This is a genomic window from Acetobacter sp. DsW_063 (assembly GCF_002153745.1).
GTDB lineage: Bacteria > Pseudomonadota > Alphaproteobacteria > Acetobacterales > Acetobacteraceae > Acetobacter.
Genome location: NZ_JOPL01000084.1, coordinates 1 through 23,634, shown reverse-complemented (window position 1 = coordinate 23,634; position 23,634 = coordinate 1). Strand labels below are relative to the sequence as shown.

Annotated in this window: 18 protein-coding genes and 2 tRNA genes; 12 read left to right on the top strand and 8 right to left on the bottom strand. The window is 59.2% G+C overall.

Translation table 11 applies throughout. The annotated features are described in order from the left end of the window. Positions 1-320: 320 nt before the first annotated feature. Complete coding sequence (locus HK28_RS11025) at positions 321-1,802, top strand: pyridoxal-dependent decarboxylase (RefSeq protein WP_086644620.1); 1,482 nt, start codon at positions 321-323, stop codon at positions 1,800-1,802. Here HK28_RS11025 and cobT read toward each other — a convergent pair. From cobT to HK28_RS11010, 3 genes are all read right to left on the bottom strand, one after another. Next, positions 1,788-3,680: a cobaltochelatase subunit CobT gene (gene cobT / locus HK28_RS11020; protein ID WP_086644619.1), complete on the bottom strand. Its 1,893-nt coding sequence runs from the start codon at positions 3,678-3,680 to the stop codon at positions 1,788-1,790. The two genes, HK28_RS11025 and cobT, sit on opposite strands and share 15 nt — an antisense overlap. Positions 3,681-4,050: 370 nt before the next feature. Next, entirely contained in the window at positions 4,051-5,043 is a 993-nt protein-coding gene (gene cobS / locus HK28_RS11015; protein WP_026396359.1) for a cobaltochelatase subunit CobS, read from the bottom strand. Positions 5,044-5,083: 40 nt separating this feature from the next. Further along, complete coding sequence (locus tag HK28_RS11010) at positions 5,084-5,689, bottom strand: J domain-containing protein (RefSeq protein ID WP_086644618.1); 606 nt, start codon at positions 5,687-5,689, stop codon at positions 5,084-5,086. A 129-nt stretch (positions 5,690-5,818) separates the two neighbouring features. Between HK28_RS11010 and HK28_RS11005 the strand changes: the two genes are divergently transcribed. The 4 genes from HK28_RS11005 to HK28_RS10990 are packed head-to-tail and all read left to right on the top strand — an operon-like array spanning position 5,819 to position 8,303. Next, positions 5,819-6,154, top strand: a complete 336-nt coding sequence (locus HK28_RS11005) for a BolA family transcriptional regulator (protein WP_086644617.1) — start codon at positions 5,819-5,821, stop codon at positions 6,152-6,154. Further along, a complete protein-coding gene (locus tag HK28_RS11000) occupies positions 6,151-6,729 on the top strand; it encodes an outer membrane lipoprotein carrier protein LolA (protein ID WP_233140500.1) in 579 nt (192 codons plus the stop codon). The genes HK28_RS11005 and HK28_RS11000 overlap by 4 nt, the downstream gene beginning before the upstream one ends. A gap of 27 nt (positions 6,730-6,756) precedes the next feature. Then, positions 6,757-7,905, top strand: a complete 1,149-nt coding sequence (locus HK28_RS10995) for a DNA cytosine methyltransferase (RefSeq protein ID WP_086644616.1) — start codon at positions 6,757-6,759, stop codon at positions 7,903-7,905. Beyond that, positions 7,902-8,303 (top strand): very short patch repair endonuclease, encoded by a 402-nt coding sequence (locus HK28_RS10990; protein ID WP_255376471.1) that lies wholly within the window; start codon positions 7,902-7,904, stop codon positions 8,301-8,303. The genes HK28_RS10995 and HK28_RS10990 overlap by 4 nt, the downstream gene beginning before the upstream one ends. Before the next feature lie 113 nt (positions 8,304-8,416). Here the strand turns inward: HK28_RS10990 and HK28_RS10985 are convergent, their stop codons facing one another. The 5 genes from HK28_RS10985 to gpt form a co-directional block, all read right to left on the bottom strand. Then, on the bottom strand, positions 8,417-10,348 hold the full coding sequence (locus tag HK28_RS10985) for a Hint domain-containing protein (protein WP_086644615.1): 1,932 nt from the start codon (positions 10,346-10,348) through the stop codon (positions 8,417-8,419). Between the two features lie 219 nt (positions 10,349-10,567). Continuing rightward, positions 10,568-10,644: transfer RNA gene (locus HK28_RS10980), tRNA-Arg, on the bottom strand. Positions 10,645-10,701: 57 nt separating this feature from the next. Further along, positions 10,702-11,010 (bottom strand): ETC complex I subunit, encoded by a 309-nt coding sequence (locus HK28_RS10975; RefSeq protein WP_086644614.1) that lies wholly within the window; start codon positions 11,008-11,010, stop codon positions 10,702-10,704. 38 nt (positions 11,011-11,048) lie between these two features. Beyond that, a tRNA-Pro gene (locus HK28_RS10970) sits at positions 11,049-11,125 on the bottom strand. A gap of 168 nt (positions 11,126-11,293) precedes the next feature. Further along, on the bottom strand, positions 11,294-11,779 hold the full coding sequence (gene gpt, locus HK28_RS10965) for a xanthine phosphoribosyltransferase (RefSeq protein ID WP_026398742.1): 486 nt from the start codon (positions 11,777-11,779) through the stop codon (positions 11,294-11,296). 328 nt (positions 11,780-12,107) lie between these two features. Between gpt and HK28_RS10960 the strand changes: the two genes are divergently transcribed. From HK28_RS10960 to HK28_RS10930, 7 genes are all read left to right on the top strand, one after another. Then, positions 12,108-13,328, top strand: a complete 1,221-nt coding sequence (locus HK28_RS10960; protein ID WP_086644627.1) for an MFS transporter — start codon at positions 12,108-12,110, stop codon at positions 13,326-13,328. 1 nt (position 13,329) lies between these two features. Further along, complete coding sequence (locus tag HK28_RS10955) at positions 13,330-13,782, top strand: NUDIX hydrolase (protein WP_086644613.1); 453 nt, start codon at positions 13,330-13,332, stop codon at positions 13,780-13,782. Between the two features lie 84 nt (positions 13,783-13,866). Further along, on the top strand, positions 13,867-14,808 hold the full coding sequence (locus HK28_RS10950) for an ABC transporter permease (protein ID WP_086644612.1): 942 nt from the start codon (positions 13,867-13,869) through the stop codon (positions 14,806-14,808). 5 nt (positions 14,809-14,813) lie between these two features. Next, complete coding sequence (locus HK28_RS10945; protein WP_086644611.1) at positions 14,814-15,572, top strand: ABC transporter ATP-binding protein; 759 nt, start codon at positions 14,814-14,816, stop codon at positions 15,570-15,572. 338 nt (positions 15,573-15,910) lie between these two features. Next, a complete protein-coding gene (locus HK28_RS10940; protein WP_086644610.1) occupies positions 15,911-19,261 on the top strand; it encodes a glycosyltransferase in 3,351 nt (1,116 codons plus the stop codon). Between the two features lie 88 nt (positions 19,262-19,349). After that, positions 19,350-22,364 (top strand): glycosyltransferase, encoded by a 3,015-nt coding sequence (locus HK28_RS10935; protein ID WP_158093454.1) that lies wholly within the window; start codon positions 19,350-19,352, stop codon positions 22,362-22,364. Positions 22,365-22,454: 90 nt separating this feature from the next. Next, positions 22,455-23,453 carry a glycosyltransferase gene (locus HK28_RS10930; RefSeq protein WP_086644626.1) on the top strand — a complete coding sequence of 333 codons (999 nt, stop codon included), beginning with the start codon at positions 22,455-22,457 and terminating at the stop codon, positions 23,451-23,453. Positions 23,454-23,634: the final 181 nt, after the last annotated feature.

Genomic DNA, 23,634 nt, shown 5'->3' with positions numbered 1-23,634 from the left:
CCTCTCGTTACTTGTCATGTGTGCGAATGGTCTTCCCACCACGATAAGATCATTTCGTATGACAAGTGGGTTGCGAACAGCTTGGCTCGACATCGTTCGGAGAGGCGCGCCGGGCTCAGCCATGATGTGACGACCAAAGCGACGGATTACGTGACGGAGGATGCGGGAAGCACTTCGTCAGCAAGTTGAAGCCTGCATCTGTGGATACCTTCCGTCGCCGTTTCTGGAGGCGTTTGCCTCGGCACGGTTGCGCAGGCGGGGAGAGAGGTTCACATCGGCCTGGGCCGGTAACAGGGACCGCCATTGTGGAGAAGAGACGCATGAACGAGCCGCCAGCCTCGACGCCCGGGCATTCGCTGGACCCGCGGAGCGAGCAGGAATGGACCGAGTTTCGCTCTCAGGCGCACCACATGCTGGATGACATGATCGACGATCTGGCGACGCTGCGCGACGGACCAGTCTGGCGGCCTCTTCCTGAAGACCGCCGTTCGGCCTTTCGGGCGGCGCCGGTTCCGGGCGAGGCTGGCTCGTTGGACGATTGGCGGCGGTCATTCCGCGAGGACATTCTTCCTTACGCCACCGGCAACCGGCATCCCGGCTTCATGGGGTGGGTTCACGGCGGCGGCACGCCGGTTGGCATGGCGGCCGAGATGCTGGCGGCGGGGTTGAACGCCAATCTCGGGGGACGTGATCATGCGCCGGTCGAGGTTGAGCGCATGGTCATCCGTTGGGCCGCGACGCTGATGGGCCTGCCGGAGAACGCGAGCGGGCTGCTGGTGACAGGCTCCTCCATGGCGAATTTCATAGCCGTGATCGTGGCGAGCCGCGCGACGCCGGATGGTCTGTCACTACGGACGGCTGGCCTGCAGAGCAGGCGCCTCATCGGATATGCAGCCAAGACTGTGCATGGTTGCGTCAGTCGTGCGTTCGATATGACCGGACTTGGGTCAGAGGCGTTGCGGTTAGTCGACGTCGACAAAGAGTTCAGAATGGACGTGGCGGCGCTGCGGCGAATGATCGAGGCAGACCGCGCCGCCGGGTTGGAGCCGTTTCTCGTCGTCGGTACGGCTGGATCAGTGGATACGGGTTCGATCGATCCTCTCGACGATATTGCGGATGCCGCAAAAAGCGAAAGGCTGTGGTTCCACGTCGACGGCGCGTTTGGGGCGACGGCCGTTCTGTCCGAAACGATCAGGCCTTGCCTGGTCGGGTTGGAGCGAGCTGACAGCATCGCCTTCGACTTCCACAAATGGGCGCAGGCCCCCTATGACGCCGGGTGCGTTCTGGTACGCGATCCAGCCCGTCACGCGGCGGCTTTCGCGCAGAGCCTGACCTACCTGTCGCGCGAAGACCGGGGCCTTGCGGCTGGCGCGCCGTGGTTCTGCGATCTTGGTCCCGATCTGTCGCGCGGTTTTCGGGCTCTCAAGGTGTGGGCGACGCTCTCAGTGTACGGCACGCGCCGTCTGGGAGAGATGGTTGATCGGTGCTGTGCCGTGGCGCGCCGTCTGGCGCAGCGGGTGGAGGCGGAGCCGACGCTCGAGCTTATGGCGCCGATTTCGCTCAATATTGTCTGTTTCAGGGTTTGCGCGTGGGAACGCGATGACGTCGAGAACGACATCCTGAATGGTGAAATCGTCAAGGACTTGCAGGAAAGCGGCATAGCAGCGCCGTCGACTACGGTGATCAACGGGCGCAAGGTCATCCGCGCCGCCATCGTGAATCACCGAACGGAGTATGTCGACGTCGAGCGTCTTGTTGACGCGGTTCTGGCGCGCGCCTCTTCCCGCTCAGGCCGCGCGTGAGCGGGGAGGGCCTCGGTCCTCGTCGAACAACTCCGACAACTTCTTCATCATCGTGCCGCCGAGCTGCTCGGCGTCGGTAATGGTGACGGCGCGACGGTAATAGCGCGTCACGTCGTGGCCGATGCCGATGGCGATCAGTTCGACCCCACTGCGTCCTTCGATCATGGCGATCGTCTCACGCAGGTGGTCTTCGAGGTAGGAGCCTGCGTTCACCGACAGCGTGCTGTCGTCGACCGGGGCGCCGTCGGAGATCACCATCAGGATTTTCCGCTGCTCGGGCCGCACCTTCAACCGGCGCCAGGCCCAGAACAGCGCTTCGCCGTCGATGTTTTCCTTCAGCAGCCCCTCGCGCAGCATAAGCCCGAGATTACGACGCGCACGGCGCCATGGCATGTCGGCGGCCTTATAGATGATGTGCCGCAGATCGTTCAGGCGTCCAGGATTCTTCGGTTTTCCTTCGGCTGTCCATTTCTCGCGGCTCTGTCCGCCTTTCCAGGCGCGTGTGGTGAAGCCGAGGATCTCGACTTTCACGCCGCATCGCTCCAGCGTTCTCGCCATGATGTCGCCGCACATGGCCGCGACCGAAATCGGGCGACCACGCATGGATCCGGAGTTATCGATCAGAAGCGTTACCGTGGTGTCACGAAATTCGGTTTCCCGCTCGCGCTTGTAGGAGAGGGAAAGCATCGGATTGACCACGATGCGTGAAAGGCGGCCCGCGTCGAGGATTCCTTCCTCCAGATCGAACTCCCACGCACGGGTCTGCTGGGCCATCAGCTTGCGCTGCAATTTATTGGCCAGACGCGAAATAACGCCATGAAGGCTGGCAAGCTGGAGGTCGAGTTGCTGGCGCAGGCGCCCTAATTCCTCGCCGTCGCAGAGGTCTTCTGCGGCAATTTCCTCATCGAATTGGGTCGTGAAAGCGTGGTAGCCGCGCGCCGTATCGCCGGGGGGCGTGTTCGTCGGCTCGCTGGGGCCCGCAGGATCCCCGGCGCCGTCTGCGTCGCCGGCTTCTCCTTCGGAAGTCTCATCGGGCTCTCCGGCTTCACCTGTGCCCTCCATGAGCTGGGGCTCCAGGCCGCCTTGCTCTTCGATATCGGAAGGGGTGGGCTCGTCCTCGGGCGCAGGAGGCGGCTCCTCGGCCTCATCCTGTGTTCCGCTCTCATCGCCGTCCGGATCGTTGCTGATTTCCGGAGTTTCGACGTCAGCCTCAATCAGAGAGCAGGCAGCCATCAACTGCCGTGACGCTCTGGCGTAAGCCTCCTGATCTTCCTGTACCGCCGCCAATCCATCGAGCGCCTGTCGCGCCACGTCGGGCAGGGATTCACGCCAAGCATCGACCAGATCGCGCGCCGACGCCGGGACTGGCTGGCCGCTCAATTTCTCGCGGGCGAGCAGCCCGAGCGCCAGAGAGGGAGGCATATCGTCTTTCGACGCCATCCGCTCCACGCCCGCGTCGCGCAGTTCCTGATCCATGCGAACGGCGAGGTTCGCCGCTACGCCGAGCATGTGCCGTGAACCCAGCGTCTCCACGCGGGCCTGTTCAAGCGCGTCGTAGACAGAGCGGGCGGATTGTTCCTGCGGCTGCCGGGAAAGGTGCAATTCGGCGTCATGATGGCGCAGGCGCAGGGCCTGCGCGTCCGCCATCCCGCGAATACGTGCGGCTTCGTCCCGGTCGAAGTGCCGTGAAGGCATGGGCAGCCGTACCGGAGCTTCCTGATCCAGACCGCCGATGGGGATCGCGCCGCTGTGGAAGCTCACTTCGGTGTTGGCGCGTCCGCCGATGGCGCGCAGCGCGCCGACCGTGGCGCGACGGAACGTCTCGACGTGATCGTTGGCGTCGGGCGACGAATTTCGCGGCGGGCGCTGCTCGGCCATTGTGATCTCCGTCCTGCGCTAGAGCATAGTCCCTTTAATCATAGCCGACGAAAAGGGATATGTGACTGAAGCGCGCTGCGGGTTCGATCTGTCGCAACGTGCTTCCGAGAGTTGTTTCAAAAACGTGTTCGGTGTGGAGGAATGCCCCCTCACACGTACACGTCGCCGTAGGCGCTCAAAAATGGCGGCTAGCGCTTCGTGGAAAGCAGCTCTTTCGAGGAACGGCGCTTCTCATCCGGTCCCTTCAATATCTGCCCCTAAACGAACACGTGAACGCGCCGTCAAAGATGTGGCGCGCGCCGCTCCAGGAAAGGACCAGTTGTCGCCTCGCCGAAGCGACACGACTGACTGCTCGGCAAACGTGCGCACTTTAGCGCGGCCGTTTGCCCATGGGATCCGCGTTGAAGCAGCGCTGGTAGTATTCGGAAACGATGTCGCGCTCGGCTTCGTCGCATTTGTTGAGAAACGTCAGGCGGAAAGCAAAGGCGAGATCCTTGAAGATGCGCTCGTTCTCAGCCCAGGCGATGACAGTGCGAGGCGACATGACGGTGGAAAGATCACCGGCCATGAAGCCCGACCGGGTCAGCCCGGCGAGCGCCACCATGTTGTCGATCGTCTGGCGCTCTTTCTTGTCGTCAGGGGAGATGCCGAGTTTGGACGTCACGATCGCGACTTCCTGCTCATGCGGCAGGTAGTTGAGCGAGGTCACGATGTTCCAGCGATCCATCTGCCCCTGATTGATCTGCTGCGTTCCGTGATACAGGCCGGTCGTGTCGCCGAGGCCCACCGTGTTTGACGTGGCGAACAGACGGAAAAAAGGGTTTGGACGGATCACGCGATTCTGATCCAGCAGGGTCAGGTTGCCGTCGACCTCAAGCACGCGCTGGATCACAAACATCACGTCCGGGCGTCCAGCGTCATATTCGTCAAATACTAGCGCACAGGGGTGCTGAAGGCACCACGGCAGCAAGCCTTCGCGGAATTCCGTGATCTGCTTGCCATCTTTCAGGACGATCGCGTCCTTGCCCACCAGATCGATGCGCGAGATATGGCTGTCGAGGTTGATGCGCACGCACGGCCAGTTGAGGCGCGCGGAAACCTGCTCCACATGCGACGATTTGCCTGTGCCGTGGAAACCCTGAACCAACACGCGTCGGTTGAACGCAAATCCTGCGAGAATCGCGAGTGTGGTGTCGTGGTCGAAACGATAGGACGAATCGATAGGCGGCACGTGCTCGGTGCGATTCGAGAACGCCGGAACCATCAGGTCGCTGTCGATGCCGAAAACCTCGCGGGCGGAAACCTGAATGTCGGGCACGGCGAAGGCGGAAGTAGGGGCGAGTTCGGCAGTCGTTGCGGTCATTTCGTTTCCGTCCGTCAGTGTCCGGTAAAGTGTGGCACGGTCAGGCAGTCTTTTCGAGACCGCTATCCACATTAGAAGCAAGATGCGTGCGCAGGGTGGAGTACGCCACGTTGATCGTCTTGAGGCGTTCCTCCGCGCCGCGGTCGCCGTTGTTGGCGTCCGGGTGGTGCTTCTTGGCGAGCGCCTTGTAGCGCGCCTTCACCTCGTCGAGCGAAACCGGCCATCTGAGACCCATCGTATCCAATGGCTCTCGCAACGGATCAGGGGCCCTTGGCGCGGCGCTCTCCCGACGGCGGCGCGCCCGCTCGGTCCGGGACGCGCCCAGCACGTCCAGGGGATCGAGGACATCTTCCTCGTTAAACGGTTGTCTGCCGATGGAGCCCAGCTTCCAGGACGGACGATCCCAGGAGACGTCGGCTTTGAGCTGCGCCTCGATCTGCGCGGCGCTCATGCCCTTATAGTAATCCCACCGCGCATTGTACTCGCGCACGTGTTCGAGGCAGAACCAGAAATACTCATTCAGGCTGGTTCGCGATCGCGGCGCCCTGTACCCCGCCGACTGCGTGCAGCCGGGCGCGTCACAACACCGCCCCGGCGCGTCCGGGTCGGGATCGAAAGCCCGGTGGCGTGTGTTCCGTTTGATCATGGGCCCTGTTATGTGTGTCTGCGGTCCCAGGGCGCAAGAGGCATCTTGGGCCGGGCGGGTATGAATGCGGCGCGCCGGAACTCTGGCTCGATGCGACGCCGATAGCGGAAACCGGGAGAAAACTTGATCATGGCCAAAGAAGCGACAGGTCCCCGGGCTCAGCGGATCACGGAGTTGCTGGAAAAGAAGCTCGCTCCGGTCCGCCTTGAGCTGACCGACGACAGCCATCGTCACGCCGGACATATCGGACGGCCCCGCGGTCCGGGCGAAGGCGTCGAAGAAACCCATTTTCGCCTTCTGATCGTCAGCGAGGCGTTTGTCGGCGTAAATCGCGTCGCACGATCGCGCCTCGTGCATACCCTGCTTCAGAGCGAATTTGACGCTGGATTGCATGCGCTGTCATTGACCCTCGACACGCCTGCGGTCGCTCTCGACGGTACGGCGGCTGCGGAGCCGACGGCGTGAGCGCACCGCCATTTTTGGGGCGCCGCGCAGCCCTGCTGCTCTCCCTGTCCGCCGCTACTACAGTCGCCGCCTGCGCGGGCAGCGGTTCGACAGCGCTGTCTCCTGCTGATCAGGCTGATGTCGCGAGGGTGGAATCCTATCTGAACGGGCTGTCCACATTTTCAGCCGGCTTCTCGCAGGTCTGGCCCGACGGTGGGGTAGGCGAGGGGATTCTGACCTATTCACCGGGCGACCTGAAGCTCGATTACACCTATCCGCGTGGTCTCAGCATGAAGGCTGCGAACGGCCATCTGGTCCTGCGCGACGATCGCAACGGGTCCGTGACACATATGGGCCTGTCGCATAATCCTCTCGGCCTGCTCCTTGCGGCGCCGATCCGGCTTAGCGGCCCTATCACCGTTACATCCGTTCTGAGAGGGCCGGAATTCCTTCAGGTGTCGCTCGCCCGAACGGCGATGCCGTCGGACGGTCTGCTGACGCTGCAGTTTCGCGATCATGGCGGCGCGCTGGCGCTACAGGGGTTGAGGTTGGTCGACGATCGGCGCCGAACGACGACATTTCGTATTCAGGGGTAGCGATAGTCGTCTGAAGAGAATTTCATAATGCCATGTTTTTATGAATTTTTCGCAGGCGGAGGAATGGTCCGGGCAGGACTTGGGGCCAAATGGTCATGCCTGTTCGCCAATGATTTCGACGCACGAAAGGCCGCTTCTTACACCACGAACTGGGGCGACGCGGGAGAATTCAGGCTCGGCGACGTCGCGGAACTGGTCGCCGATGATCTGCCTGGCGTGGCAGACCTCGCATGGGGGTCGTTCCCCTGCCAGGATCTCTCCTTGGCAGGCGCGGGCGCTGGGCTTGCCGGCTCACGGTCCGGCACGTTTTATCCGTTCTGGGGCGTCATTTCCGGATTGATCGCGCAAGGACGCGCTCCGAAAATTGTCGCGGTCGAGAATGTCTGTGGCGCACTGACGTCGCATGCAGGACGTGATTTTCAGGCCATCTGTCAGATGTTCGCCAAAAACGGATACCGCTTCGGCGCTGTGGTTGTCGACGCGGCGCTGTTCCTGCCTCAGTCACGGCCCAGACTTTTCGTGATCGGCGTCCGGAAGGGCATGCCAATGCCGACGGCTTTGCTGTCACGCGGCCCGCAGGCGCCATTTCATACTGACGGGCTTCGCGCCGCCGTCGCAAGACTGCCGGATACACTGCAAACCGACTGGATCTGGTGGCGGCTGCCCGAACCTCCCGCGCGGCGAGTTGGTTTCAGCGACCTGATGGAGCCGGAGCCTGCAAGCGTCAGATGGCGCACGACTACTGAAACGGAAGCGCTGATTCGATTGATGTCACCGTTGCATATGGGCAGGTTGCAGGACGTCAAACGCTCGGGCCGGGCCGTCGTCGGATGCGTTTATCGACGCACGCGCAAAGACGCGCGGGGCGCGAAAGTCCAACGTGCTGAAGTCAGGTTTGACGATATAGCGGGGTGTCTGCGCACACCATCGGGCGGCTCCAGCAGGCAGACGGTCCTGATCGTGGAAGGTGAGCATGTTCGCTCCCGTCTGGTCTCTTCGCGCGAGGCGGCCCGGCTGATGGGGCTGCCAGATAATTATGTTCTGCCCTCTGTCTATAACGAGGCTTACCATCTTCTCGGCGACGGGGTCGCAACGCCCGTCGCACGGCATCTGGCTGAGCACTTGTTTGAGCCGATCCTGGCTGGCGTCGCGGGCAAGGGCAGGCAGGCGGCTTGATCAGGCCTGACGCGAACCGTTCGCGCACCATGCGGGCCGTGAAGTCCGCCAATACGGCGCCCGAGCTTGCTGTCAGAAAACTGCTCTTCTCGTTGGGTTATCGATATCGGTTGCATCGCAAGGACCTGTCGGGCTCTCCAGACATCGTATTTCCGGGGCGCCGGAAAGTAATTTTTGTGCATGGGTGTTTCTGGCATGGTCACGACTGCAAGCGTGGCGCGCGGACGCCCAAAACCAACGCCGAATATTGGCGGACCAAAATTACACGAAATATCGAACGGGACCGACGTAGCGCCGCGACGCTACGCGATCAGGGATGGCGCGCGCTAACCCTATGGGAATGTGAGATTGGGGACCGAGATAAGTTGACGACGATACTTCGCGATTTTCTTGAGTAGATGACGCGCTATTGGCTTGCCTCTGACAGAGCGGCGAGCGGCATCTTTGGCCCGCCATGTAGGCGGGCCAACATCATACGTACAGCGCATGCCAATCAGGCTACGCCCGAAATTCACGCGGCTTGAGCGGCTCGCGCTTCCTGTAAATCTTTCAGAATATACTGCGCCGTGGCTAGGACCTGTACGCTTAGCATTGCAGGACCTTCTACCTTGCGCTCGGGCAGCGTGATGACGCCTGCGCCAGAAGTCCAGCGAGCTTCAAGTGATTCCAGACCGTTCCACCCGCTCAGCTCTGCCTGCGTCAGGTGCTCGATTATTTCCGCTTCGATGGCGCCTTCGAACAGGTTGATTTTGCCGACCAGCACGCCAAATTTCCGACGATCATCCACGAACGGCCCCACCATGTCGCTCGGCCGGCTGAAGCGGGACACGAGCTGCACGCTCTCCAGACCTGAAGGCAGGATGAAGACGACGCGGTCTTCGTCCACACGGATCGGGCGGATGATCTGGCCATTGCCGGTCAGCAGGCGAATGTCCGCATCGGTGGTCACGACGCGCCGCGATGTAATGGCCTTGGCGAGATTCATCTGCGCGGCGCGGGCATTGAGGCTGTGGAAAAGCGGCTCGACGAAGCTCCGCTCAGTGCAGAGAGGCGCGCCGCTGTGGTCGTCCCAGTTCAGGGCCCGGACGGCTCCGAATTGCACGACCTGACCATGCTGGACGAAAGAACCGCGGTTTCCGGTGTCGAGGTAGCTTTCGGTGTGGACGCCGTCAGCCACGATGACAGAATGATCCGTCGTCTCGATATGGTAGTAATCGTACGACGTGAAGGATTTGTCGTAAAAAATCGAACGCCCGTTAACGAGCATACGCGCAGGCACGAACTTTCCTTCAAAAAACAGGCAATGCTCCGCTGTGATCAACATGTCCTTGTAGGGGACGCCAACCGCGATGGCATCCTTGAGGATACGGACCGGGTATCCCGCCTCATCATCCGGCAGGCCTGGCTTGACTACGGCACGGGCCTTTCCAACCCAGACTACATTGCGCGTGACGTTCTCACCGCGACGCCAGTCAAAAGCGACAAGGCTGTCGCCAATCCGAATATCCTGAACCGCAACCTCGCCATTGGCCGTCGCGATCATGCTGTCCGCCAAGAAGCAGACAACAGCTTCGCCGTTCACGGCCGTCACCGTTTGTGTCCCGGTTGGCACGTCAGATGCGAACTGAATGCCAGAGTACGTGTAGCTCGAACCGTCGCTGGTGGTTAAAGTGACACTGCCAGAGCCGTTCGTGTTAGTATACGTCGCGCTCGTCACAGTCTTGCCCGCGACGCCGATCTTGTCCGTCAGTTCCACGCCGGAAATCTTCAAATTGCTTTGAGCAGCACTTCCCGAGAGGATAACAGTGTTTCCCGAACCGCTGCCCATGACAACGGACGCGCCGCCGTTGTAGTTGCCGGTTAGAGTCAGTGTCGAGCCGCCATTGACAGTAACGGCCGCCGACAGGTTGTCTATACTGATGCTTGATTTGTTATTTAATACTACGGAACTTCCACTATTGAAGTTTCCGCTGAAGTAGGACATTGTCGTGTTGTCCAGCTCCAGAACTGCGTCGCTGGAGAAATTCGCGTTTGATAGAGAGTAGTTAGATAAACCGCTAAGCTCTATAGTGCTGCCGGACCCCGAAGCGGCAACGTTCGTGAATGTATCATTCACACTCTCGATAATCGCCTTACCCGAGGAGGTCACGGCAAGGTTGACATTTGATGAGGAAGATCCGGACCCAAACGTAATAGTTCCGCCATAAGCGTGCACATTCTGCAGACCGTTGACCGACCCGACAATAGTTGCGGACGAACCTGAATCGACTTCTATGGTGTTGGCGGAAACGCCACCGGGTATCGTAAGAGTGACGTCTGCAGTGCCGCTCGCCGAACCGATTATCGCCTGAGAATTCTGGTCAGGAACTGTCCCGGCGCTCCAATTGCCAGCAGTGCTCCACGCGCCACCTGCGGCTGCGCCAATCCATGAGTCTGTCGACATTTTGATTTCCTAAAAACCGCTTCGAACTTTAAAATGTTTGTGTTTTTTTAACACTTTGGCGCTTTTAGGTGTTGCGGCAACAATTGGCCAGAAGTTTCATGAATTTTTATGGTATTTATTATATTCAATATATGAATAAATTTAGCCCTCAGAAGCTACGATTCCATTCTTGTGTATTTGAAATGCATTGAAAATCGCGCCGTGCGTTTGGGGCGAAAGTGGCGCGCCCTACTGGATTCGAACCAGTGACCCACAGCTTAGAAGGCTGTTGCTCTATCCAACTGAGCTAAGGGCGCCCAAGTCGAGCGTGTCTGCCCGAAAAATACAGCGCTGTCACGAGCGCTGCTTGTAACTCAGTGGGTCCAGTTTTGTACCCGACCGGAGGCGAAATTGTCGGCGTAAACCTTCGGCTTACGGGCGCGTGAAGGCGCCGGCTCTTCAAGCTCGTATGCGATGGCGTGCAACTGGGCATACCCGAGGGCCTCGTCGCGGCTGCCGAATTTGAGGCGAAGCTGAGAGCGCGTGTCGCGGCTTCCGGTCCATCCCATAAGGCCGCCAGGGCGATGCGGTGATGACTGACCGTATTCCAGAATCCAAGTATGAGTCTGACTCTGCCCGGACTGCCCGGCGCTTTTCGGCTGTCTGTAAATACGTGCCGTCATGCCCGTTTCCTTCGCTACGGCATTGCCGTCTGGCGTAGTGGTCGGGGCGACAGGATTCGAACCTGCGACCTCATGTACCCAAAACACGCGCGCTACCAAGCTGCGCCACGCCCCGAAACCGGACCGGAAGCTAGGAGGCTCGAGGTCCGCTGGCAAGTCCCAATTCGTCTATCATTTGGAGGAAGGGGCTTTTCCGGTCGTCTTTGTTCGTAAATTTCCACGAAAACAGGCGCTTTTGCCTCATATGGACGGCCTGCTGTCAGGCAGGCCGCCACAAGGTTTGTTAGCCTGTCGGGGTTTCTGATTTGCGGGCCAGTGGCGGAACAAACAGGGGTGCGGTGTCCCAAGGGAAGAGAATCCACGTATCCTGCGGCACTTCAGCAACGAAGAGGTCAGTCAGCGGCTTGCCGGCTGGCTTTGCGTAAAGGCAGGCGAACACCGCCTTGGGAAGGCGTTCGCGCACGATTCGCGCGGTCACGCCCGAATCGACCAGATCGTCGACCACGATGAAACCCTCTCCGTCACCCGCGACGTCGGGCGCCTTGATCACGACCGGCTTGCCTTTTTCTTCTTCGTCATATGTTACGACGGAGATGGTCTCGATCAGGCGGCAATCGAGCTCCCGCGCTACGATAGCGGCCGGGATCAAACCCCCGCGCGTTACGGCGACCAGCCCTTTGAAGGGGCCTCTTGGCATCAGATCCGTGGCGAGCAGGCGGGCGTCGCGGTGAAGTTGATCCCAGGTGACTGTCGCGTAATTGGTGGCCATCGTGCCGATATTCCCGTTTTGTGCTCGACTTCCTCTACCCGACGCGGCGCGTTCACGGTTTGGTGGATCCGTAAAAAACGTCCTCATTCGGACGAAAGCGCTGGGCGGATTGCGCCCTATTGCTCTACCGACTGCGGTTTTGCAACGGACGCGTTCAATGTCCTCGGGCGTTGGTCTTGCGTCTGTGCATGAAACCCGTTCGCCTACAATCGCATATTGACGGGAACGCGGGTTTCGGCGACGAAAATTTTTCTATTACGTCACTCTTGAGCCCAGCATGTGTCGTTATGGCGCTGTCGGGTCAGGTGCGCCGACTTCTCGGGAAATCATGTCCGCTTCGTCCGTTCTGAAACAGCCCGGGCTGATCGCCTACCTGATCAGTCGGAACGTGTCCGCTTTCGCCTCGCAGGTTCAAGCCGTGACGGTCGGCTGGCAGATATACGCGCTCACCCACAGCGCAGCGGCGCTTGGTTTCGTCGGGTTGGCGCAGTTCGCGCCGATGATGGCGCTGGTCTTTCCCGCTGGGCACGTAGTCGACCAACACGACCGCCGCCGCATCGTAATATGCTGCCAGTTCATCGAAATGTGCGCAGCGTTCGCCATCATGACCGCGACATGGGCGGGCGCGCTTGCCCCGTGGGGGATCTATGCGCTGGTCGCCGTGTTTGGCGCCTGTCGTGCATTTGAAATGCCTGCGCAGCAGACATTCCTGCCATCACTGGTCAGCGCACCGGACTTCCCGCGCGCGTCGGCCATATCTTCATCGCTCTTTCAGGTTGTCTCTATCGTTGGCCCGTCTCTTGGAGGCGTGCTTTACGGCTTGGGGCCGGCGGCCTGTTACCTTGTCTGCGGAAGCGCCTTCGCTATGGCGATGCTTGGCACGACGCGTCTTCGGTTACGCTTTCCGGCCAGGGCGCGTCAGCCGCTCTCCCTTGTTTCAGTATTTGGCGGAATAAATTTCCTGCGTCGAAAGCCGGCGATGCTGGGCGCCATTTCGATGGATCTGTTCGCCGTCCTGCTTGGCGGCGCCACAGCGTTGCTGCCGTTGTATGCGGATAACATTCTGCACGCTGGTCCATTCGGGCTTGGATTGCTTCGCGCAGCGCCCGCATTGGGTGCGGTGATCATGGCCGCTGCGATGGCGCGCCATCCGCTAAAGCGTAGCGCCGGCCGGATTATGTTTCTCTCAGTGGCGATCTTCGGCGTCGCCACCATCGCATTCGGACTTTCGCGTTCTGTTCCGTTATCCGTGGTCGCCCTGATGGTTCTGGGCGCGGCGGATGTGATCAGCATGGTGGTCCGTGACGCCCTGGTTCAGCTGGGCACGCCGGACGAGATGCGGGGCCGGGTGTCGGCGGTGAACATGTTGTTCATCGGCTCCTCCAACCAGTTGGGCGAATTCGAGAGCGGCATGCTCGCAAGCCTCGTGGGAGCCGTCCCCGCGGTCGTGATCGGCGGGGTAGGGACGTTACTTGTGACCGTATTGTGGATGCGCTGGTTTCCGCAGCTGGCCGCACTGGATCGTCTTGACACAATCACGGCCGACTGAAGTGAACGAAATCTCGCCTCGCGGCGCTGTCCTTGCAGTTTTGCGTCGATCCGACGATGGCGCTTTCCTGTTGGTTCGACGAGCCAATCCGCCTGATGCTGGCTTGTGGGGCTTTCCAGGCGGGAAAATAGAACCCGGCGAAGGGATGTTCGAAGCCGCCTGTCGAGAGTTGCGAGAAGAGACCGGCGTCAGCGCACATGGGCGTTCAGTGATTACGGCGTTCGATTCCGTAACTCGCGCTCCCTCAGGCGCGTTGCTCTTTCACTACCTGATCGCTGTGATCCTCTGCTCATCGGACGTCGTGCTGGCCGATGTGTCGCTGCGCGCTGAAGACGACGCTCTGGAAGCGGATTGGTTTGACACGAAGGGCATTCGCGCGCTCGGAACCCTGGCCAGTGCGCGGTGCCTGGAAATTGCGCTGGCCGCAGAGCCGAGCAACCCGCAAGGTATCTGATCCTTATCTCCGCGATGGTGAGGTCAGGGGGACAATGAGGTCGGGCCGCTTGCGTTCGCGCTGCGTGTTGTTTATCGCGCAGCTATGAACAGGATCGAGCGGCCTGAGCAAATTCACCCAGAGACAGCGACGGGCGACTCTCCGGCAGACCCGCTGCAGGATGCAGGCGCCCGCGCCCTTCGAGCGGAAATAGGCGTCAACGGCCCCGAGCCGGTGATGGACTTGCGGCCGGAGCGTGGACTTGCGCACAGCGTTCACGCGATCAAGGACACACGGGACGGTTTTCGCCTCTTCAGGCTTGGAGGGACGCTCGGCTGGCTGGACATAAAACTGCGTTACCGAGGGTCAATGCTCGGTCCATTCTGGATGACGCTATCCACGGCCATCATGGTCGGCGCGATGGGATTCCTATACGCAGCGCTGTTCAACATAAATTTGCGCGTATACCTGCCGTTCCTGTCGTTTTCGTTGATTTTGTGGGGCTACCTCAACAGCGCCGTGTCCGAGGGATGCAGTACATTCACAGGCTCGGTCGGGCTGATCCATGCGCTACGCATGCCGTTCAGCGTGCATGTGCTGCGGGTGACAATACGCGGGCTTTTGACTTTCCTGCATAGCGCAGCCGTTGTTGCGATCGTTTTCGTGATTTTCGGAATCGCCCCGCGACTGAATTGGGAGGCTCCGGCAGGCGTGTTGCTGTGGTTGGCTGATATGTACGCCATCACGCTTCTCTTCGGGGTCCTCGGGGCGCGCTTCCGGGACATGCCCCCTGTCAGCGCCAGTGTCATGCAGATTCTGTTTTTTGTGACGCCGATTATCTGGAAGCCCGATCTCATTTTCACAGGTCGTCAATATCTGCTCCTCGACCCCTGTTACCCGTTGGTGGAAATCGTTCGAGGACCGTTAATGAATCAGGAGGTCCGGCCGTCGATCTGGCTTGCTGCAGTCGCTTATAGTGGCCTGCTGTGGGTCGCAGCCTTCGCTTTGTTTTCGCGTATGCGGACGCGTCTGGCTTACTGGGTCTGACGACAATGGCCACTATAGAAGTCACTGACCTCGCCATCTCCTTTCCTCTCTATCATGGTGACGCGAGAAGCCTGAAGAAGACAGTTCGTCGATCGCTTGACGGTAAGCTCTCGGGCAGGTTTACGCAGGATCGGCGCGAGCGGGTTCTGGTGCAGGCCCTGAAGGGGATCAGTTTTTCGCTCCAACGCGGAGAGAGGCTAGGGCTGATCGGAGGCAACGGTGCGGGAAAGACCACTCTGCTGCGCGCTCTGGCTGGAATATACGAACCACTGGAAGGGCAGGTGCTCGTAAAGGGTCGCGTTGGCGCGCTGCTGGATACGTCCCTGGGCATGAACGACGACATGTCCGGTCGGGAGAATATCCGCTTACGTGGCCTGTTCCATGCTCTGGGCGAAGTCGCCATTCAGGAGATCGAACGAGACGTCGAAACTTTTGCGGATCTTGGTCCCTTCCTCGATCTGCCAATCAAGACTTACAGTTCGGGAATGAGAGTTCGTCTGGCATTCGGACTGGCGACCGCGATTATGCCCCAGGTGCTGATCATGGACGAGTGGTTCATGGCGGGTGACGCCTCGTTTCGCGAGCGGGCGAAGCAAAGGATGATCGGGTTGGTCGAGGGGGCCGAAATTCTGGTGGTCTCCAGTCACCAGCCGGAGATCATGCAGGAGTGGTGCACCCGACTGCTCTGGATGGATCAGGGGCAGGTGCGCATGGATGGCCCGACCGACGACGTTCTTGATGCTTATTTGTCCACCGCAGGCTGATGCAGAGGGCGTGATCGCCTTGAATGGCGCCCAGATTCCGTGTTGCGTTGGTCGCGAATTGGTAGCCGGGTCTTAAACTGCGACGCGCGCCGTTTACTTATTAGCTGCGCGTATAAAATTTGCGAATATATCCGTTAATTAAGCGTTATTTTTTTGCGCAAACCATGTTCATGTCACCTCAAAATGTAAAAACCCCAGATTTTCAATGGAATACATCGTCAATTCGTGGGCCGGGCTTTTGTAGAGTCTCCTTATGCGTTATTGAAAGGTAAGAAGCGGATGCGATGTCTGCCCTGACTGGCTGAGAAGGCGTTTGGCGGGAACGTCGGCGTGAGTGAATGGCTGTAATCTACAATACGAATTACACTCACAACCCGAATTATTATCTCACGTTAGCAATTGAGCGGGCGGCCAAGACTGTTCTTGGCGATGATGCCGTCGTTGTCGCCGACAACATGACTCTCGCCGGCATCGCGGCCTCGGGGCGGCATGACGTTCTGATCTGCATTGACGGACAACGGATCAACAGCGAGTTGATGAAGCGGGTGCGTCCTGCATTCAAGATGATGATTTTCTGGGCGTTTGAAGACCCGTTTATGGTCGAATTCAACGTCAACAATACCGGCATATTCGATTACGTCTTCACCAACGATCCTTCATGTGTCGGCGAGTACAAGACGCCGGCGTTCTACCTTCCGCTCGCGGCCAGTGTTTCTATTCACGAGCGCAAGGTCCGTGCCGCCAACGAACTCGACTACGACATCTTTTTCGCTGGCACGATGTGGCCGAACCGAGTGGAAACGCTTCGCCGCGTGATCGCGGCCTTCCCTGAAGCGCGACTAAAATTGATCTGCCCAGGAAACGAATATCTGCCGCCTTTGCCTGCCGATATCGCCGAACTCGCAATTCAGAGACCGGTCAGCCATGAGGCGTTCATCGACTTCGCCAACGCGAGCACCGTGACGCTGACGATGTTCCGTGACTACGCCAGTCATGGAGACGTGGGGCAGGCGACGGCGCCAGGGCCACGTTTTTACGAACTCGCACTGGCAGGCGCCGCTCAGGTGGTCGAAATCGGCCAGTCGATGCGTGAAAGCTATCTGACCGAGATCAACGGAATCAATGTCGCACGAGACGCAGACGAACTGATCGGGCATGTGGCTGCGTTGCTTGGCAACAAGTCGCTGCGTCGCAGACAGGCGCTGGCCGCCCAAAAGTCCGTGTCGGAAGCCCATCTCTACGAGCACCGCATCCGGCGGATGATCGAGACGACCGGCGCTAATTTTGGCCGCAACGCCCCGTCGCCGACTAATGTTCCGTCCCGCAAGGGACGGCTGCGTGTCCTGATGTGCACGCATTCGACGATCTACGAACAGAACTGGGGTGGCGTAGAGGTTTATCAGCGAACGATTTCGTCCATGCTCCTGCGTGACGTCGAGTTTTTCTACTGGCTCCGGCGGAACGGCTCGTGTCGTCTGACTGACGCCAGCGGAAGGGAGATCGAAAGTTTCGACGTGCCCGACGTCGGCTGGCTGGACGCGCTGTGCGATGCGCCGGAAGAAACAGCGTTTTCGAGCGCCTTAAGTCAGTACAACTTCGATATCGTTCATTTTCAACATCTCGGACATCACACGATGTCCTTGCCGATCATTGCGAAGGCCAATGGCGCCGGCGTGGTGTTTTCCGCGCACGACTTCCTGCTCGTGTCCGCACACTACAACCTTCTCAATCATGAAATGCGGTATTGCGAGGAGGACGTGAAATGGGTTCTCGCCGCCGACATCATGCTCAAGCGTTCGGAAAATCTTGAGTTTGGGGCTGAGCAGACGCGACGGGCTTTCGTCGCGACGATGCTTAACTCAGTCGATGCGATTTTGTTCGGCACGGAGCACTCGCGTAATCTGACGCATACGATCTACCCGCGTCTGGACAACAAGCGCAGTCTTGTTCTGGGAATACCGTCGCCCGAGACGACCGCGCCGATCACGCCGAAGGCGTATCAGCCCCTCGACGGACGTCGTCTTTCAGTCGCCATCATCGGAAACTTCCTGCGGACGAAGGGCGCCGACACGGTCCTGAATGCGATCGAAATAGCGAATCCTGATCTCTTCGAGTTCCATATTTTTGGTTATGTGCATCCCGAGTATCAGGAGGTTCTGAACAACCTCAAACGCGCCAACGTGCACGTCTACGGGCGTTATTCGGTCGGCGAGATCGCCGCATTGCAGGTTGCGGACGTCGCTCTCAATCTTTCTATATGGCCCGAAACCTATTGCATCTCCCTCTCGGAGGCGTGGCAGAACGGGCTGATTCCCATCGTGACCGACGTCGGCGCTCTTGGCGACCGTGTGATCGATGGCGTCAATGGCTTCAAAGTGCCGATCGGTGCGCCTGCCAAAGTGCTCGAACGTCTGGAATTAATCCGTTCCTGCGAGGCCGTGCGTCAATCTTTGATGGCCAATATCGGCCCACATCTATGGACAAACGCACAGGAATACGGCGCAGCGCTTCTGAGCCTTTACCGGGATGTGGCGCCGCGCAATGGTCTGGGCAGCAGCAATGTGCAGTTCGACGCGGGGCAGGTGAACCTGCTGCCGCATCCTTCATGGAAGCATCAGGCCCCGCCACGCCACATCTTCGATCCGCCGACGACACGCGACGTTTCGATCGAGCTGCCCGAAATCGTAACGGACTGGCATTCGATTCAGGGTGCGGAATATTACATCGACGACGTGTGCCGCCACGTCTTCGCCGAGGCCGACGACGAGGAATTCGTCATCGCCAGTGAATTTCACATTCGGGGCTGGTATGTGGCGCCGGGAGTGTCTGGCTCCGGTCAGCTTTACGCTGTCTTGATTGGTCAGGATGAGGCGCCCCCGATCTTCATTCCGACGCAACGCGAAGTTCGCTCGGACGTGACCGGGTTGTTCCCTGGCGCTCCCCGTCGCTCCGGTTTCGCCGGTCAGGTCGCATTGCGTGGAAAGTGGTGCGAAGGCGTATTTCGCATCGGTCTGGCGAACATTGTCCATGGACGCGGCGCATTTCAGTTAACTGGCGTGCAGATCGAAGTCGCGGATGGGCAAATCATCGGTATCGCTCGCGTCCCGCCCTCCAACGGACAGATTTTGCGTGACTTCGAGCGCGTTTCGGAAAGCGACGGCGTGCTGCGGGGCATCAAGCTGTCGACGCTCCCCGATGGACCGCGCCACGTCTACTCTGGGGACCTCGAATTCTACCTCGATCACGTCACGGGTCTCATCGAAGATGGAGGCCAGCATGAGAGAGATGTTGAAGGAAGTGACCTGATCGTAAGGGGCTGGGCCTTCCTTCGCGGACTGTCACGCGCCGGGCAGATTTTCGTCGTTCTGGTGAACGAGGCTAATGCCAACAGCATAGCGTTCGGCACATCCCGTCTAATTCGTCAGGACGTGCAGACGATCTTCCATGACGCGCCTCTTTGCGTCGGCTTTGTCGGCAACCTGAGCCTCAATAGGGGGTTCAACGAAACGCTCGACGGGGCATACCGTCTATGTCTGCTCAATGTCGTCGGCGATGAAGCCGGAATGCGCCCCACTGCGGTTCGCCTGACCAGCAAGGACGGAAAGATCCTATCCGTTGAGGATTCACCGCCCAGCGAAGCGGTTCTTGATAAATGCCGCGAAGCGGCGAGCGGATTCTTGAGCGCCTGATGCACGCGGCGTCTGTCGCAAGCATTAAGCGACGGGGATGCGAACCGTCGTTTGGATATCGCGCAGACACGCGGGTGGGAGAGGTGCGATGACACTATCGCCTTCCGACGAAATTCTTGGCGCGGGCGCTGCGCCTGTTGTGGCGCACCCCGCATGGGCTCGTTTCGAGGCAAGTTGGTACAGACGCACATATCCGTTCGTCGCCGCAGCGCTTGCAGACGGACAATACTCCAATGAATATAATTATTACGAATCCATTGGCGCAGCGTTAGGACATTCTCCTAATCCATGGTTCGATGAATTATGGTACTTATCCACCTACCCAGAGGTCATGCGCGCGGTAAAGCGTGGCGAATGGACTTCAGGTTTCGATCATTACAAGCAGGTCGGTTATACGAAACTTTCCCCACACTGGCTGTTTTCTGAGCAATACTACCGGCGCATGAATCCCGACGTGACGCACCGTGTCATTGCCGAGAAGGGGAAGCTGAACGGGTACGATCATTTTCTGTCTGGTGGGGAGGCAGGTTTTCGTAGCGGTAGCCGGTTCTTCGATCCGCACGTGGTGGCGATCCACGCATCGTCCTGCCCTGCCGCGAACGTTCGCGTGTCGGGACGTGAGTCAGGCTGCGCGGATACCTGGTTTTCATTGCTGCTTGATGTCCAGAACGGCCTCCTTGATGGCTGCCGTTCGTCCTGGTACTTCGATCCGGTCTGGTATCTGCGCCGTTATCCCGAAGTAGCCGAGCAGATAAAGCAGGGTGAGTTCACCTGCGCGCTTCATCATTACCTCATGGTGAACGACGCAAACGCCTACGATCCGCAAGAAGCGTTCTCTGAAGCGTTTTACGCGGAGGCATATCCAGACGTTGCTGCGTCAGTAAAGGCTGGGCATTTTCGAAACGGCTTCGATCACTTCCTGCGGGCTGGCGCCCGCGAGGGGCGGTTGCCAGTGGCTGGCTGTGATCTCGAGCAATATGCCACCCGGGCAAGCGTTCGCGCAGATATCGAGAACGGGCTTTTCCTGGATCCTTATGCGCACTGGGTTGCGTCACGCTCTGCAGACGCCACGTCTACGCCTCCGGCGCAAACAGCCGAGACTTACGCCAAGGCGCATTTCATCGATACTGCGCGATCGACGACCACGTTTCTCGGTCGTCGCCCCCTGAACTTCACCTGCGACGGACCACCAGTGGTCAGCGTCATCATCGTGCTGCACAACCATTTTCCGCTGACCATGGGGACCCTGGCGTCTTTGCGGGATAATTTTGGCGGCAATATTGAGTTGATTCTGGTGGACTCCGGCTCCACTGACGAAACGAAACATATCGCCCGATACGTGCGTGGGGCGCGCATCATATCGCTGCGTTATAACGCAGGGTTCGTCCGCGCCTGCAATCTTGGTCTTGCGGAAGTCACCGCTCCTGTCACGCTCTATCTTAACAATGACGTTCGCTTGGCGCCGGGCGCGCTGACCCATGCGTTGAAGCGTCTGGCTTCGTCGCCGGACATTGGGGCCGTCGGCGGAAAGATCGTTCGCACCAATGGGCTTCTACAGGAAGCTGGCTCGATCATCTGGCGCGACGGGTCGACCTTCGGTTACCTGCGTGACGAAGATCCAAATTGCGCCGAGGCGAATTTCGTTCGCGATGTTGACTACTGCTCCGCGGCGTTCTTGCTTGTTTCAACAGCCGTGGCTAAAGCGCTGGACGGTTTCGATAAAAGATACTGCCCGGCATATTTTGAAGACGCCGATTTATGCGCACGTCTGATCGAGCGGGGGCTGAGGGTCGTTTACGACCCGTCTGTAATGATCGAGCATCTAGAATACGGCTCCTCCAATTCCGGCGCCTCCCACGCGCTCATGCAGCGAAACAGACGGGTGCTCGCCGCATTAAGGGGCACATTTCTTCGCAATCAGCTGCCTGCGCACAGCCGCAACGTCATTCTGGCGCGCACCCGCAAGGGTGCCGGAACGCGCATTCTGTTCATCGAGGATCGCGTTCCGTTGCGCGGCCTCGGATCGGGCTATGTGCGTTCAAACGACATTGTGCGCGGGCTTGCGGAATTGAGACATCAGGTGACGGTGTACCCGGTCGACAATCACTTCCACTCTGTTGCGCGCATTTACGCCGATTTCCCTGATACTGTAGAAGTTCTCTTCGACAAGACCGCCGCGCAGCTCGATCATTTTCTGGAAGAACGAGCCGGGTGTTTTGATGTCGTCTGGATTGGCCGGACACATAACCTCAATCGCGTTCTACCGATCCTGCACGGTAATCACAGATACTTTACAGGATGTGACGTCATCCTCGATACAGAGGTGGTAGCTGCCCCGCGTACGTTGTTGCGGGAGCAGGCTCTCGACCTGCCGGAAACGATCTCAGACCTTGATGCGGCGCTCCGCGCCGAATTCGAAAATGCCACGTTCTGCAAGCAGATCGTCGCCGTTACCGAAGCTGAGGCCGGGTTGATCAGGCGCTCAGGACATACGAACGTCAATGTTCTGGGGCACGCCCTACAAGTCGCGCCGACTCCCGCGTCATTCGCCGAACGGTCAGGGCTTCTGTTTGTCGGGGCGATCACGGATCAAGATTCTCCGAACCTTGATTCGTTGCTCTGGTTTCTTAGTGAAGTCATGCCGATTATCGCAGAACGGCGACCCGAGATCGCGCATCTGACTGTCGCCGGGTATCAGGGAGCGGACGTCGATATGACGCTCCTTTACGAATTCGACAACGTGAGGCTCATCGGGCGCGTGGATGATCTCTCGCCTCTTTACGACGCACACCGGGCGTTTATCGCGCCGACGCGGTTCGCAGGAGGCATCCCCTACAAGATTCACGAGAGCGCATCACGCGGGTTGCCAGTCGTGGCGAGTCAGTTGCTCATCGACGAACTGGGATGGGTCGCCGGGCGAGACATCCTTTCAGGTGGCGCACCGGACGCAGAGACTTTCGCGGGCGCAGTCATTACGCTTTACGATGACGAATCCTTGTGGAGCGGCGTCAGGCAGGCGGCGCTGGACCGCATCTGTGACGACTGCGATCCCGCGCGCTTCGTGCGCACGCTTTCGGACGTCATCGAAAAGGCTCGCGAATGACAAACTGCGTCGTTTGCGGGAAGCCCCCGCTGGGAGAGTCCTCCCTAGTTGTGTATGAACATTTCTCGCACCCTGGACTGGAAGAGCGGCATGGTCAAAAGCGCTGAAAAGACAGAAAAATACTCGGGAAAGGTCCTGATCTGCAGCGGCGGGCGCTTTGAATCCCAAGCCAACGCTCAGATACGCGAGTCCATCATGGCAGGCTGGGCCGAGGTCTTTGGCGAAGAAAACGTCATCGCTGCGAACATCAACGGCGCAGCGGCCTCTATTCAGTATCTCCGGCCGACGATCGTCTTCGCCATCGGGTCCTACCTCCCTGAGAGCACCTATTTTGGCGAGGTTTGCCGGGAGGCGCGTAAGGTCGGCGCCGCGACGGTTTTCTGGGCGACCGAAGATCCCTATGAGCAGGATGCGTCTTACCGCATTACGGATGAATTCGACGTCGTCTTCTCGTGCGAACGTTGGGGTTCGAATTTTTATACGCGACCGAACGTCTGGCATCTTCCGCTCGCGGCGTGCCCGAAGCTGCATTATCGGCCGATCAATGAGACGACCGAGCGCACGATCGACGTGCTGTTCTGCGGCGTTGCCTTCACGAACCGCAAAGATATCGTGCGTGGATTGCTGCCGACGTTGCGCAATCTGAACATCAAGATCGTCGGGCCGGGCTGGGGCGAACTGGGCGTTGGCTTCTCGGACGCGCGCCTTGAGAAGGAGCAGTTGGTGCAATTCTACCAATACTCCAAGATCGTTCTGAATCTCGGTCGCAGCCTGAGCTTCGAGAACAAGCGCTTCATGATTTCGCCGTCGACTCCCGGCCCCCGGACCTATGAGGCTGCCGCGGCAGGGGCGATGCAGATATTCCACGAAGATACCTACGAAATCCGCCGCTATTATACGAAAGACGAAATTCCGTCCTTCTCCAACAAGAGAGATTTCGATCGACTGCTCGACGTTTACCTCGACAACGGCGCGTTGCGATTGGAAACGACGAAGAAGGCGCAGGCGCGCACGATGGCGGAGCACACGTATGGGCATCGTATTCGCGAGGCTTTGGATATTTTGAACAAGGGCGGTTTCTTGCCGTGAATCTTGTTCTTGGAATGTGCTGTCCGAATCTAGTCGGACGCATACTTCCGATATTCTGTACATTCAGCTTGTTGAGAGAGATCAGCATCAAGTGAAAATGGTACATTTACTTAACTGATTTGATTGAATTATATTAGGGCCTGTTAGGTCTTGAGATGATCTGCCGTTGCTGCAATGCAGA